Below are 12,333 nucleotides of genomic sequence, written 5' to 3'. Positions count from 1 at the left end.
AAGAGGAATTGTAATGGCTGTTTGCCGTGAGAATGAATCGCTTGCGAAGCTGCTCGCGCGAAGGCGGCTATTCAGACAACACGAAAACTGGCGGCCCGACGATGAAGGGCGTCACGAGAGGCGCGACGCGTCGCGCGGACGCGCGGCCTGCTGCAAGACGCGCTCATAGCCTTGATCCCGGAGCAGGGATATGTGGCCATCACGGTCGAGGACATTTGCCAGAGGGCAAATATTGGCAGGTCGACCTTCTATACCCACGATGCCGACAAGGATGCTCTGCGCAGCGCGAGCATCGAGACGCATCTGCGGTCGATAGGCCGCAGGCGCGAGGCGGCAAGTCAAGAAACAGGTAGCCGCCTGTTCGAGTTTAGCTTGCCCATGTTGGAGCACGCCCATGCATTCCGACGGCTTCACCACGCATTGCTTGCAAGCACCGGCGATACGATCCACGACGCGAGCGTATCCGGCGAGCCGTCCGGGAAGAACTCGTCGAGAAACGGATCGGCGATCGCGGCATGCCTGCCGAATTCGCCATTCAATTCATCGCCGGAGCATTTCTCGCGGTCCTCGCCTGGTGGTCGCCACCGACATGAACCTTTCACCGACACAGGTAGATGATCTGTTCCAGAGGATGGCGGGAAAAGGCATCGGCGTGTGACTAGTCGTCGGCTATCGAGCTTGCAATGATCGAATCCGGTCGCCCCATGTCGACCGGCGATGTCAAATGGACAAGCTGTTTTCGGTTGCCCGCAATCAAAATGTAGAGTTTGGAGACCTGATCTCCATTCCGGTCCTCGCCGATTTTTTCGGCGTCCGTCCGGGCGAAGAAACGCTCTTCGAATGCCGTGCGGTCGACGCCGAACAGCCTTATAGAGCAGGTCTGCACGGCCTTGCCTTCCAAGGTGGCTTTGGTCACCGCGATCATGGTTCCGGCTGGTAGATCGCCGCCCGTCACGGCCCAGCCTTGGAAGGCATCGACGTCATCAACCGGCGCAAGCCCAGCTTCACCGGACAACGGTGTCCAGCCGCGTTTTCTGGCGGTGGCCGCGGTTCGTTCGAAGTCGGCTCCATGCGCAAGACAGGTCTCGTGAAAAGCTTCGAGCGCCAGATCAACATTGTCGGCATACAACAGGGGTGATGCCAAGCACCCGCTCGCAAGCATCAGGAAAAAATAAGCTTTCAGCATTGAACCGCACCTCGGGGCTGGAAAACGAGGTAATCTAATCATCAAGCAGGAAATGGTGCCTTCGCGACCGCAGTCAAGAAGCCCAGTCCTTGCGCGGCATCGAACGGTCGAAGACCGCCTCTGCAGTTGAACGCCTGTTTTTCAGATGACCGGCCGGCGGCCGCTATCGGCCAGGTGACAAGCGGCAACGCCGCCATGCGGCACGGATCGCAACAACGGTTCCTCGACCCGGCAGACATCGATCGCCACCGGACAGCGAGTGTTGAACCGGCACCCCGGAGGTGGCGCGCTCGGACTTGGCGGATCGCCGGCTAGAATGATCCGGCGGCGCCCGGCTTCGATGCGAGGATCGGGAGAAGTAACAGCCGACAGCAGCGCCTGACTGTAAGGATGGGCCGGCTGACGAAACAGCGGCCGGGTCACGCCAGCTTCCGAAATGCGGCCGAGATACATCACCGTCACGTTCGAGCAGACTTCGCGCACGATCGCCAGGTCATGCGCCACAATGACGATGGTCAGACCAAGCTGCTTTTGCAACGACGTAAACAGGCTGACGATCTGCGCCCTGATCGAAACATCGAGCGCGCTCAGCGGTTCGTCGCAGACCAATATGGATGGTTTGAGGGCGAGTGCGCGCGCAATCGAAACACGCTGGCGCTGGCCGCCTGACAGCGAGCGTGGGAGACGGTCGAGCACGGTCTCAGGCAGCGCCACCAGGTCCAGAAGCTCGGCGATGCGGCGGCGGCGCTCGACTGATGAGCCGAAGCGATGGATCTGCAGCGGCTCCTCGAGCGTCTGATAGACGCTCTGGCGGCGGCTCATCGACCCCAAAGGATCCTGGAAGACGAACTGGACTTCGCGGCTGAACGACTTTCTGTCCGATTTCAGCCATTCGGCGCGATCTCTGCCCCCAATCAGGACAGTGCCCTCGCTCTCCTTCTGCAGGCCGACGATGGTGCGCGCCAGCGTGGTTTTGCCACAACCGGACTCGCCGACAATGCCGTGGAACGCTCCGCGCGCGACGGTCAGGTCTATGCCGTCGACCGCCCTCACCGCGCCGGTGCCCGAGCGGTTGGCGAAATGCACCTTCAATCCCCTGACTTCGATCGCCGCGACATCAGACATGAACGGCAATCCCTTCCCGCCGAAGCACAACCGGGCAGGCCACGCGATGCGGATTTGCCGAGATCGATATCGTCTGAAGCGGAGGTCGGTGTTTTCGGCAACCGGCTTCGACCAATTCGCAGCGGTCGGCGAAACGGCAACCCGGCTCCAGCCTGGTCTGGCTTGGCGGCAGGCCCGGTATCTCGCGCGTAGCCACATTGTCGTCAGCACGAAAATCCGGCACCGATGCGAGCAGCCCACGCGTATAGGGATGGACCGGCTGGGTCAGCACATCCATCGCCGTCCCCTCCTCCGCCACCTGTCCGGCGTAAAGCACGATGACGCGGTCGGCGACGGAAGCAACCACGCCTATGTCGTGCGTGATCAGCACGACCGCGATGCCGTCCTCGCGCTGGATCTGGCGAATGAGCTCCAGAATTTGCGCCTGGACGGTGGCATCCAGCGCCGTAGTCGGCTCGTCGGCAATCAGCACGCGCGGCCGGGCCGCAAGCGCCAGCGAGATCATCGCGCGTTGCAGCATGCCGCCCGACATTTCGTGCGGATAGCGGTTGTAGCGATCCTCAGGGTCCGGAATGCCGGAGCGTGCCAGAAGCGAAACCGCTTGCCTGCGCGCAGCCTCACGCGACAGGCCGGCAAAGCGGCGCGCCTGGCGCGCCAGTTGCGGGCCGATTTTCAGCATCGGGTTGAGCGCGCTCATCGGGTCCTGGAAAATCACGCCGAAATAGCGTCCGCGCAGATCCGACAATTGCCGGGAACCGATGCTGAGCAGTTCGCTTCCGTCGGCTCGCGCCGAACCCCTCATGTCCACCGTCACACCCTCGGGCAGCAGGCCAAGGGGGCCGAGCGTCATGACGGTCTTTCCCGAACCGCTTTCGCCGACGACCGCGACCGTTTCTCCAGGACGGACGCTGAACGACACCCCGTCTACCGCCCGCACCGAAACGGTGGTGGCGTAGAGATCGATGACCAAGTTCTCGATCGAGTAGATCGGCTGATCGTCGCTCATGAGGTCGTTCCCGTTTCGACGGCATTGCGCTCGGCTTCTTCGCGAGCGCGCGCCCTTCGACGTTTGCGCAACGTCGCGCCGCGAACCGGCCGCGGCACCTTTTGCAGCGCGAAGGCTTCGCCAAGCAGATTGAAGCTGACCACGACCAGCGTCAGCGCGAGGCCGGGCAGCACGACAAGGCGTGGAACCTCCTCGATGTAGCTCATGCCGTCGACGAGCATCTGGCCCCATTCTGGTGTCGGGGGTGCAACGCCAAGGCCAAGGAAGCTGAGCGTAGCGATGGCCAGCACAAGGGCGCCGGCGTCGGCGCTTGCGTAGACGACGACGAGGGCCAGCACATGCGGCAGGATATGCCGAACGAAGATCCAGAGATGGCCAGCGCCCATGACCCTGGCCGCCTCGATATAAGGCTGCTGCAGCTCGGCCGTGACGACAGCGCGGCTCATTCGGGCGTAGTTCGCCCACCACGCCAAAGTGAGCGCCGTGATCATCGACCAATAGCCGGTGCCCAGAATGCCGATGAGCGCCAGCGCGATCACCAGGCTCGGAAGCGCCAGCGCAATGTCGATGAGGCTGATCAGGACGAGTTCGACACGGCCGCCGACATAGCCGGCGAAGGAGCCGATCGTCACGCCGATCGCCAGAGCGGCGACAAGCACGATGACCATGGCCACCAAGGAGATGCGGGCGCCGCCAATGATGCGGCTAAGCACATCACGGCCGAGATAGTCGGTGCCGAGCCAGTGGCTCCAGCTCACGCCCTCCAGTGTCGCCGAATAGTCCTGCGCGCTTGGATCGTAAGGCATGATTATCGGAGCGAAGATGCCGACCAGCACAAAGCCGATGACGGGGAGCAGCACCAGCCACGGCCAGCCCTTGATATCCTTGATTGCGGAATCGTTCATCGCCTCATGCTCCCCGCGCCCGGCGCATTCGCGGATCCGCAACAATGCAGATCATGTCGACGATGAAATTGACCATGACGAAGAAGACGACAAACAGCAGCAGCACCGACTGCATGCCGATGAAGTCGCGGAAGCGTATCGCCTCGATGAAGAAGGCACCGACGCCACGCAATGCAAATACCGTCTCGACGACGATCGAACCGATGATCATCAGCGTAAACTGCGCTCCGAACGTCGTCAGGAACGGAATGGCGATATTGGGGAGCGCCTCGCGCAGCAGCACCTGGGTTCTCGTGTAGCCCTTGGCGAAGCCCGTCGTCGCAAACGGCCGCGACATCGCTTCCTGGAGGTTGACCCGAACGACGCGGCTGAGAACGGAAGCCGGGAACAGCGCGATCGTCACCCATGGCAGAAGCCATGAGGTCAAGCCGCTGGTGCCGAAGGTGGGCACCCAGCCAAGCATCACCGAAAACACGATGACCAGCAGCGCCGCCACGAAGAAGTTCGGGGTCGATGCGCCGATCAGGGAAAATGCGTGCAGAAACCTGTCCATGAAGCCGCCATTGCTGACGGCCCCGGCAATGCCAAGCGTGATCGACAGGACGAAGGCGAGAACACCGCCGCCGGCAAGCAGCGCCGCCGTCATCGGAATGCGGGCGGCAAACTCCTGAGAAATCGGCTTTCCCGTTCGCAACGAAATGCCGAAATCGCCGGCCAGCGCGCTGGCCAGCCAGCGTCCATAGCGGATCGGCAGCGGGTCATGAAGGCCAAGCTCGTTGCCGATCCTGGTGATCATTTCGGCGTCCGCGCCGGGGCCTGCCGCACGCTCGGCAATCAGCGCCGCAACATTGCCCGGCGCCGCCGCAACCAGGGCGAATGTCAGCGCGGATGCCGCCAGGATCAAAAGGCAGGCAAGCAGCATCCGTCGCACGATCGTGCGTTTCATCGTCAGGCCTCGCTTGGGCTCGAAGTCTTCAGGCCTTCAGCGTGATCGCCTTGAACGGCAGATCATAGTCGGTCGCCGGGAGCGAGAAATTTTCCGCGCGCGGATTGTGGGCCCACAGTCTCTGGCTGACGACGAGAGGACAGATGGCGGTGTTGTCGTGGAGCCAGTCGTAGAGGGCCTGCATCTTCAGGTCGCGTTCGGCGCCGCTCGCCTCGAGCGCAGCCTTGACGACGCCGTCGAGCGCGTCGGAGACGTAGATCTTGCCGTCAGGGCCGCTGTCGGCGGTCGAGACGAAGGCGTTGCCCAGCGTGCCGTGCGGATCGTAGGGCGCTCCGTAGGTGGTGAAGAAAGCCAGGTCATAGTTGAAGGCCGGACGCCGTTCATGCATGGTGGCATTGTCCACCGAGGACACCTGGACCTGGAAACCGACCTCGGACAACTGACCCTGGATCATTTCGGCGATGCGCCGCGACCCTGGCAGGGATTCTTCGGAAACGAGAAAGTCGATGGCCAGCGGAGAGCCAGCCTTGGTCCAGGCGCCGCCGCTGTCGACCCAGCCGCCATCGGCGAGGATCTTCTTGGCCGCCGCCACGTCGCGCACCGGCACGTCATGCCGCTTGCCCGACGAAGGCACGTTTGCCGGGAACAGATCGGCGGCCGGGTCGGCAAAGCCCTCGAACAGCACCTTGGCGATCGCCGCCCTGTCGACCGATGCGTAGACGGCGTCGCGGACGGCCTTGTCGGCGATGATCTTCGACTTCGGCGAATAGCCGAGCAGCATCGTCGCCGTGCCCGGCTCGGCCACCACCTTCATGCCGTCGCTTTCCAGCGCGCGAGCGCGGCGCGGCGACAGAGTCGCCACCCAGTCGCCACCGACGACATCGAGGTCGCCCGAGCGCAGACCATTGGCGCGAGCGAGTTCGTCCGGAACCACCTTCAATTCCATGCGGCTGAAGAGCGGCTTCTCACCCCAGTATTTGTCGTTGCGAACGAGGCTGGTGCCGCTCGAATCGTATTTTTCGACGATCCACGGACCGGTGCCGATTGGCGCCGTCTGCTTGCCATCCTTGTCGACCGCCTTGGGCGACAGAAAACGGACCGGCCGCACGATGGTGAGTTCAAGCAGTGCCGCCGGCACTGGCCGCTTCAGCTTGACCGTCAACTTGTTCGGTCCGTCCGTGACGATGCTGTCGAATGCATCGGAAACGCCAATCCAGGAAAAGTCGCTCACCCCCAACCAGCGCTTGAGGTTCCATTCGGCCGCAGCCGAGTCAAACGGTGTGCCGTCGCTGAAAGTCACGCCTTCACGCAGATCGAAAGCGATTGACAATTGATCGTCCGCGACAGTCCATTTGGTGGCAAGTCCCGGCTCGAGCGCGCCGTTCTGGCCGTAGTGGATCAGCGCATCGAAGACGATGGTGTAGGTGCTCAGCGTCGACACGTTCTGCAGCAAATCGAGATCGCCGGTCTCCGCGGCGATGGCAATCTTCAGCGTGTCGTTGGTTTCGGAAAAGGCGCTGCGTGGCAGCGCGGCGGCGAAGGCAAGTCCGGCAGTGGAAACAAGGAAATTGCGGCGGTCGAGAGTGATCATGTCAGTTCCCCATTTTTTTGATTGATTTTGAATCATGCTAACTCGGATATGCGATATGTCTATACTTATTCGGTCTGCGTCGGCTCAAGAGAAAGGTCGGAAGCGATGGTCGCGAATGTGTTGCCATGAGCCGCTACATCCAGCTCAGTGTCACCGCCGCGAGCGCTAGGTAGCGGCCAACCTTCGCGATCGTGACGATCACGAGGAAGCTCCAGAACGGCTCCCGCAGGACGCCCGCCACGATCGTCAGCGGATCGCCGACGAGGGGCAGCCAGCTCAACAGCAGCGACCATCGTCCATAGCGCTGGTACCATCGCGTCGCGCGCGTCAGTGCGGAGGGCTTCACCGGGAACCATTTGCGGTCGCGAAAGTGATCGACGCCCCGGCCAAGCCACCAATTGACGATCGAGCCGAGCACATTGCCTGCGCTTGCGGAGACGATGAGCAGAGCCGGAGCATAGCTTTCCGTCAGAAGCAGTCCCGCAAGGGCTGCTTCTGATTGCATCGGCAGGATTGTAGCCGCCACGAACGCGGTCAGAAAAAGACCGCCATAGACGGCGAGATCGCCAGGCATGCCGGGCGCTCAACTTGCTTTTGGCCATTGCGGGTGCCGATCATCGACAACGTAACCATGCGAATGCTCATAGGCTGCTTCCGACCATACCGCGTCGCCGATGTGCCGGTCGTCTTTGGGCAGATCGACATGCGTGTGCACAAGCACGTCCGGATCGTGTTTCGGCCACAGCCAGATCGCGGCAATCAGGGCGGCGGCGCCCATGACGCCAAGCAGAATGAATGTGAAGGGCAATCCCATTGCCGCCCCGACGCGGCCGGCAATCGGATAGGTGATCAGCCAGCAGGCATGAGACAGTGCGAATTGAGCGGCAAACAGAGCGGGCCGATCGACGGCATCGGCGGAACGCCTGATCAATCTGCCCGTTGGCGTCTGCGCCAGTGAATAGCCGAGCCCGAGCACGAACCAGAGCGGCAGCAGCAGATAGTAGCTGCTGGCGAGAGGCCCTATCAGCACCCCGGCGACCAGTATCGCGGCGCCCGAGAGCATCGCAACCCGGTCCGGTACGTTCTCAAGCAACCGCGGCAGGGCAAGAGCTGCAATCATCGATCCACCGCCAAAGGCTGCGAGCGCCAGCGCCGTGTCGGTTTGGGAGAGGCCAAATTGCGCCTGCACCAGGACCACCGTGTTGACGATCACCATGGCGCTGGCCGCCGCGACGGCAAGATTAAGGGCCAGCAGGCCGCGCAAACGCGGCGTCGCCAGATAGATGCGGATCCCGCGCGTCGTGCGTTCATAGATGCCGCGCGGCTCCGAGGGCTGCGGGCTGGGCAGAACCACAGAGACGACCAGAGCCGCTGACGCCAGGAACCCGACAACCGTGCCGGCGAACAGGCTATGGAAGCTTATGACTGAAAGCAGCGCAGCCGCGAGGATGGGGCTGACGACGCTTTCCAGGTCGTAGGCCAGTCGCGAGAGCGACAAGGCCCGTGTGTAGTCCTTCTCTTTGGGCAGCACGTCAGGGATCGAAGCCTGGAACGTCGGGGTGAAGCCTGCTGACGCCGACTGCAGGATGAAGATGAGAAGATATATCTGCCAGACTTCGGTGACGAAGGGCAGGAACACGGCGACCCCTGCCCTGATGAGGTCGAGCGAAACCAGCATGGTACGGCGTGGCAGGCGCTCGGCGAACGCGGCAGCAACGGGTGCCACGCCGACATAGGCGATCATCTTGATGGCGAGCGCCGTGCCGAGCACCGCGCCGGCATCGGCGCCGGCAAGGTCATAGGCCAGCAGCCCGAGCGCCACGGTGGCAAGGCCAGTGCCAATCAGGGCGATGACCTGGGCCAGGAAGAGATGACGGTAGGTGCGATTGGCCAAGACCTGAAGCATATCTTTGTCTTCTTGCAGTTCGAGACGGCTCGTCGAGCCAGAGACGGAGTACGAGCCGGCACACGGATCTCAGTGATCGTGGCCTTCGGGTTCGACCATCTTGAACGGCAGCACCTGTTCGCGATCCTTGGCCTTCAGGACCAGTCTTGCCTCGAATTCATGCGGCTCGGCAGGGGCCAACGTGCTCTCAAGGCGATGATGATTGTCGGCGACAGGATCGAGGTGCAACGTCTCCGGCCCCTCTGGCCGGTCGATGATCACCGTCGCCGTCAAATCGTCGGCGTGCCGGTCGATCGTCAGACGCATCCGCTCGCCGGCAGGCGTGTCGACGATCTCCAGTGTCCCCGCAGCCAGATCGCAGTCGACCTTGAACGGCTCCGGCGCATGATGACCATGAGCGTGAGAGGGTTCCGTGCCCTTTTCGGCAGATCCGTCCGGGCTTTCCAGACGCACATTCGCTTCCGCCAACGCCGGCAAGTGGGCGAACAGTTCCTCCTTGAGGGCTTCGGTGACGCCCAGCACATCCTTGGCCGTCGCCGCGTCGGCGACACTGATGGCGACGTCGGCATGCAGGCGGTGGCCGATCCAGCGCGCCTGCACGCTTTGGACACGTTCGATGCCGGGCACGTGTTCGGCGGCATGATGGATTTCATCGACGATGCCGGGCTCGACACCGTCGAGCATGCGCGTGAGGACTGCCTTCGAAGACTGCCAGACGATCGCGAAGATGGCCACCGTGATCAAGAGCCCGATGATCGGATCGGCCAGCGGAAACCCCAGCCATACGCCGATAGCACCCAGCACAACCGCCAGACTGGTAAAGCCGTCGGTGCGCGCATGGTAGCCATCCGCGATCAGCGCCGCGCTGTTGATCTCGCGGCCGACCCGGATACGGAACACTGCAACGGCTTCGTTGCCTAAGAAACCGATGATGCCGGCTATGGCGACCCAGCCGAGAAATGCGATCGGCTGCGGATTGATCAACCGGTCGATCGCCTCGTAGCCGGCAACGATGGCGCTGAACAGGATGATGAGGACAATCAGAATTCCGGCCAGATCCTCGACGCGGCCCAGCCCGTAGGTGAACGTCTTGCTCGGTTGGCGACGGGTTAGCATGAAGGCGACCCACAATGGGATGGCGGTGACCGCGTCGCCGACATTGTGGATCGTGTCGGCCAGCAGTGCCACGCTGCCGGAGAGGAACACGACCACGAGCTGAAGCGCCGCCGTGATGGCCAGAACGACGAATGACCATTTGATCGCCCAGATGCCGCGCGTAGTCGTGGCGATCGTCGGGTCGATGACGCCATGGGTGTGACCATGGCCGCCCTCGCCGTGATCATGTCCGTGGCCGCCCATGCCATGCGTCATCGGGCCGAATCCGAACCAATCGCGAACTTTGTCCATTATGGCGCTTCTCACAGGTACTTGGTGATATCTTTGAACTCGTCGATCGAGCGGCGCTGCTCGAGCGCCAGCGGTCCGACGACGTCCTCAAGGCAGTGGTTGAGGTGGTCTTGGATCAGCGTCTTCTTCGCCTGGGCGATGGCCTTCTCCACGGCATGAAGTTGCTGGGCGATGTCGAGGCACGGTCGGCCGGCCTCGATCATCTCGACGATCCCGCGCAGATGGCCGTCGGCGCGCTTCAGCCGCTTGATGATGGCAGGATGGGTTTCGTGGACGTGGGGACGCTCATTCATGCCTTGATGCTATCCCCCCAGAGAGGATATTCCAAGCCTCAAAGTGGCCTCGATTCTGGTGCACGCAACCATTCGTTAGGATTTTAGAGAATAATCGTTAAGCATGCCGAATTGGATCCATAGCGCAGCCTTTCGCCTCGTCATCGCTTTCGCGATGGCGCTCGGCATGCTGCTGTCGCCTATGGGCGGTTCGGTCTCGCACGATCCCATCGCGCTCGCTGCCGCCGAGGCCGACCGTCACGCCGAACTGGCGGGACAGATCGAAGCCCACGGGCACGTCCACGATGACGGTGCAACCGAGGAGCAGGGATCCGGCCATTCTCACGGCCACAATCCCGCCGACCACTCGCACGAGACGGCGAGCACGCTTCCGGACTTTTCACCGACCGTCCCTGCGGCCGGGCGGACCTGGGTGATTTATCCGCCTTCCTTGTCCGATCCGGAAGCAAGTTCCCGGCTCGATCGCCCTCCGAGACCGATCCTCACCGCATGATCGCGGCCGCATGCGCGGCCACCCTCAACGACGAAGATTGGAATTCTCATGCAAGGATCCTGCTATCAGGGCCTGCCATGCTCGCCTTGCGCGCGCTGGCGACCCGCCCTACCTGTGTTGCTCGCTCTCCTGACCCTCCCATTGTTTGGGGGAGCTGCCCTCGCCCATGCCGTTGCCGAAGGCGACAAGGGCTATATCCAGGAGATCACGGGCATCAATCTGCTGCCCTTCATCTATCTCGGCGCCAAGCACATGGTGACGGGATACGACCACATCCTGTTCCTGTTCGGCGTGATCTTCTTCCTCTACCGGATGAAGCACATTGGCATCTATGTGAGCCTGTTCGCGCTCGGCCATTCCACGACCATGCTGCTTGGCGTCTATTTCAACTTCGGCATCAACAGCTACATCATCGACGCAATCATCGGCCTGTCGGTCGTCTACAAGGCGCTCGACAATATGGGCGCTTTCCAGAGGTGGCTCGGTTTCCAGCCGAACACCAAGATCGCGACGCTGATCTTCGGCTTTTTCCACGGCTTTGGCCTGTCGACGAAGATCATCGAATACAACATCTCGCCCCACGGGCTAGTGCCCAATCTTCTTGCCTTCAACGTCGGCGTTGAGATTGGCCAGCTTCTGGCGCTCGCTGCCATCCTTATTGTCATGGGCTACTGGCGCCGGACCGATAGTTTCTGGCGCCACGCATACACCGCCAACACCATCATGATGACCGCCGGGTTTGTGCTGATCGGCTATCAGCTCACCGGCTGGGTCGTCTCCTGAACCTCCAAGTAAAGATCCACAAAAAAGGAATTCTCCTATGTATAATACCGACATCCCGACCCGCGCCGAACTGCCGACATCCATGCAGCTCCTTCGCTCTACCGTCATCGCAATTCTCGCGGCAGCTGCCATCCTTGTGACCATCGTGCTGCCGGCCGAATACGCCATCGACCCCACCGGCGTTGGGCGAGCGCTCGAGCTCACCGAGATGGGCGAGGTCAAGACACAACTCGCCGAAGAGGCCGAGCAGGACCGCCTTCGCGAACTGCAGAACGGCACTCCGACCGCAGTGCCAGCCCGAGATCAGCAGTCGAGTCTTCTGGAGCGCGTCTTCGCTGAACTGGTGATTGGTTCCGCCTCTGCCCAGGAACTCCGGACGGACGAAATGTCGGTCACCCTGAAGCCCGGCGAAGGAGCTGAGATCAAGCTCGTCATGGCCAAGGGCGCACAGGCAAAATACTCTTGGACGGCCAATGGCGCGGCGGTGAACTTCGACACCCATGGTGACGGCGGCGGCGAAAACATTTCATACGAGAAGGGACGCGGGGCTGCAGAGGACGAGGGCGTACTTGAGGCAGCGTTTGACGGCAATCACGGTTGGTTCTGGCGTAACCGCACCGATGCCGACGTCACCGTGACGCTGAAGACGAACGGTGCCTACACCGACATCAAACGGATGATGTGAACGATAC

The 12,333-nt window shown here is 62.1% G+C and carries 14 protein-coding genes and 1 pseudogene; 5 read left to right on the top strand and 10 right to left on the bottom strand.

The genetic code is table 11. The features are described from left to right. Positions 1-32: 32 nt before the first annotated feature. A pseudogene (locus NKJ88_RS21690) lies at positions 33-107 on the top strand (hypothetical protein); the annotation flags it as partial. Between the two features lie 85 nt (positions 108-192). Further along, positions 193-618, top strand: a complete 426-nt coding sequence (locus tag NKJ88_RS21685; protein ID WP_502904762.1) for a TetR/AcrR family transcriptional regulator — start codon at positions 193-195, stop codon at positions 616-618. Positions 619-658: 40 nt separating this feature from the next. Here NKJ88_RS21685 and NKJ88_RS21680 read toward each other — a convergent pair whose 3' ends face one another. From NKJ88_RS21680 to NKJ88_RS21635, 10 genes are all read right to left on the bottom strand, one after another. Further along, positions 659-1,186 carry a hypothetical protein gene (locus NKJ88_RS21680; RefSeq protein WP_352445386.1) on the bottom strand — a complete coding sequence of 176 codons (528 nt, stop codon included), beginning with the start codon at positions 1,184-1,186 and terminating at the stop codon, positions 659-661. 141 nt (positions 1,187-1,327) lie between these two features. Continuing rightward, a complete protein-coding gene (locus NKJ88_RS21675; protein ID WP_352445384.1) occupies positions 1,328-2,311 on the bottom strand; it encodes an oligopeptide/dipeptide ABC transporter ATP-binding protein in 984 nt (327 codons plus the stop codon). Further along, entirely contained in the window at positions 2,304-3,317 is a 1,014-nt protein-coding gene (locus tag NKJ88_RS21670; RefSeq protein ID WP_352445382.1) for an ABC transporter ATP-binding protein, read from the bottom strand. The genes NKJ88_RS21675 and NKJ88_RS21670 overlap by 8 nt, the downstream gene beginning before the upstream one ends. After that, on the bottom strand, positions 3,314-4,222 hold the full coding sequence (locus tag NKJ88_RS21665; RefSeq protein ID WP_352445380.1) for an ABC transporter permease: 909 nt from the start codon (positions 4,220-4,222) through the stop codon (positions 3,314-3,316). Before NKJ88_RS21665 ends, NKJ88_RS21670 begins: the two co-directional genes overlap by 4 nt. Positions 4,223-4,226: 4 nt before the next feature. Then, a complete protein-coding gene (locus tag NKJ88_RS21660; protein WP_352445378.1) occupies positions 4,227-5,168 on the bottom strand; it encodes an ABC transporter permease in 942 nt (313 codons plus the stop codon). A gap of 28 nt (positions 5,169-5,196) precedes the next feature. Then, positions 5,197-6,759, bottom strand: a complete 1,563-nt coding sequence (locus NKJ88_RS21655; RefSeq protein WP_352445376.1) for an ABC transporter substrate-binding protein — start codon at positions 6,757-6,759, stop codon at positions 5,197-5,199. A 133-nt stretch (positions 6,760-6,892) separates the two neighbouring features. Then, the gene (locus tag NKJ88_RS21650) at positions 6,893-7,333 is read right to left on the bottom strand and encodes a YqaA family protein (RefSeq protein WP_023722123.1); all 441 of its coding nucleotides are present in this window, start codon (positions 7,331-7,333) and stop codon (positions 6,893-6,895) included. Positions 7,334-7,342: 9 nt separating this feature from the next. Next, positions 7,343-8,665 carry an MFS transporter gene (locus NKJ88_RS21645; protein ID WP_352445374.1) on the bottom strand — a complete coding sequence of 441 codons (1,323 nt, stop codon included), beginning with the start codon at positions 8,663-8,665 and terminating at the stop codon, positions 7,343-7,345. 69 nt (positions 8,666-8,734) lie between these two features. Then, positions 8,735-10,072 (bottom strand): cation diffusion facilitator family transporter, encoded by a 1,338-nt coding sequence (locus tag NKJ88_RS21640; protein WP_502904761.1) that lies wholly within the window; start codon positions 10,070-10,072, stop codon positions 8,735-8,737. A gap of 11 nt (positions 10,073-10,083) precedes the next feature. After that, positions 10,084-10,365: a metal-sensing transcriptional repressor gene (locus NKJ88_RS21635; protein WP_023669876.1), complete on the bottom strand. Its 282-nt coding sequence runs from the start codon at positions 10,363-10,365 to the stop codon at positions 10,084-10,086. Between the two features lie 103 nt (positions 10,366-10,468). Between NKJ88_RS21635 and NKJ88_RS21630 the strand changes: the two genes are divergently transcribed. Genes NKJ88_RS21630 through NKJ88_RS21620 form a run of 3 tightly spaced genes read left to right on the top strand, consistent with a single transcriptional unit; the run spans position 10,469 to position 12,326 of the window. Continuing rightward, positions 10,469-10,858 (top strand): hypothetical protein, encoded by a 390-nt coding sequence (locus NKJ88_RS21630; protein WP_050590885.1) that lies wholly within the window; start codon positions 10,469-10,471, stop codon positions 10,856-10,858. A 48-nt stretch (positions 10,859-10,906) separates the two neighbouring features. After that, the gene (locus tag NKJ88_RS21625) at positions 10,907-11,641 is read left to right on the top strand and encodes a HupE/UreJ family protein (protein WP_352445371.1); all 735 of its coding nucleotides are present in this window, start codon (positions 10,907-10,909) and stop codon (positions 11,639-11,641) included. A gap of 37 nt (positions 11,642-11,678) precedes the next feature. Further along, positions 11,679-12,326, top strand: coding sequence for a transmembrane anchor protein (locus NKJ88_RS21620; protein WP_352445370.1), 648 nt, complete (start codon positions 11,679-11,681; stop codon positions 12,324-12,326). Positions 12,327-12,333 lie beyond the last annotated feature (7 nt).

It is taken from the genome of Mesorhizobium sp. M0016 (assembly GCF_040324035.1).
In the GTDB taxonomy this organism is placed as follows: Bacteria; Pseudomonadota; Alphaproteobacteria; order Rhizobiales; family Rhizobiaceae; genus Mesorhizobium.
This window is presented reverse-complemented; position numbering and strand designations above follow the sequence as displayed.

Coding starts and splice junctions, on each gene's coding strand:
- NKJ88_RS21680 (WP_352445386.1), bottom strand. CDS start 1,186: ATGCTGAAAGCTTATTTTTTCCTGATGCTTGCGAGCGGGTGCTTGGCA.
- NKJ88_RS21675 (WP_352445384.1), bottom strand. CDS start 2,311: ATGTCTGATGTCGCGGCGATCGAAGTCAGGGGATTGAAGGTGCATTTC.
- NKJ88_RS21670 (WP_352445382.1), bottom strand. CDS start 3,317: ATGAGCGACGATCAGCCGATCTACTCGATCGAGAACTTGGTCATCGAT.
- NKJ88_RS21665 (WP_352445380.1), bottom strand. CDS start 4,222: ATGAACGATTCCGCAATCAAGGATATCAAGGGCTGGCCGTGGCTGGTG.
- NKJ88_RS21660 (WP_352445378.1), bottom strand. CDS start 5,168: ATGAAACGCACGATCGTGCGACGGATGCTGCTTGCCTGCCTTTTGATC.
- NKJ88_RS21655 (WP_352445376.1), bottom strand. CDS start 6,759: ATGATCACTCTCGACCGCCGCAATTTCCTTGTTTCCACTGCCGGACTT.
- NKJ88_RS21650 (WP_023722123.1), bottom strand. CDS start 7,333: ATGCCTGGCGATCTCGCCGTCTATGGCGGTCTTTTTCTGACCGCGTTC.
- NKJ88_RS21645 (WP_352445374.1), bottom strand. CDS start 8,665: ATGCTTCAGGTCTTGGCCAATCGCACCTACCGTCATCTCTTCCTGGCC.
- NKJ88_RS21640 (WP_502904761.1), bottom strand. CDS start 10,072: ATGGACAAAGTTCGCGATTGGTTCGGATTCGGCCCGATGACGCATGGC.
- NKJ88_RS21635 (WP_023669876.1), bottom strand. CDS start 10,365: ATGAATGAGCGTCCCCACGTCCACGAAACCCATCCTGCCATCATCAAG.
- NKJ88_RS21630 (WP_050590885.1), top strand. CDS start 10,469: ATGCCGAATTGGATCCATAGCGCAGCCTTTCGCCTCGTCATCGCTTTC.
- NKJ88_RS21625 (WP_352445371.1), top strand. CDS start 10,907: ATGCAAGGATCCTGCTATCAGGGCCTGCCATGCTCGCCTTGCGCGCGC.
- NKJ88_RS21620 (WP_352445370.1), top strand. CDS start 11,679: ATGTATAATACCGACATCCCGACCCGCGCCGAACTGCCGACATCCATG.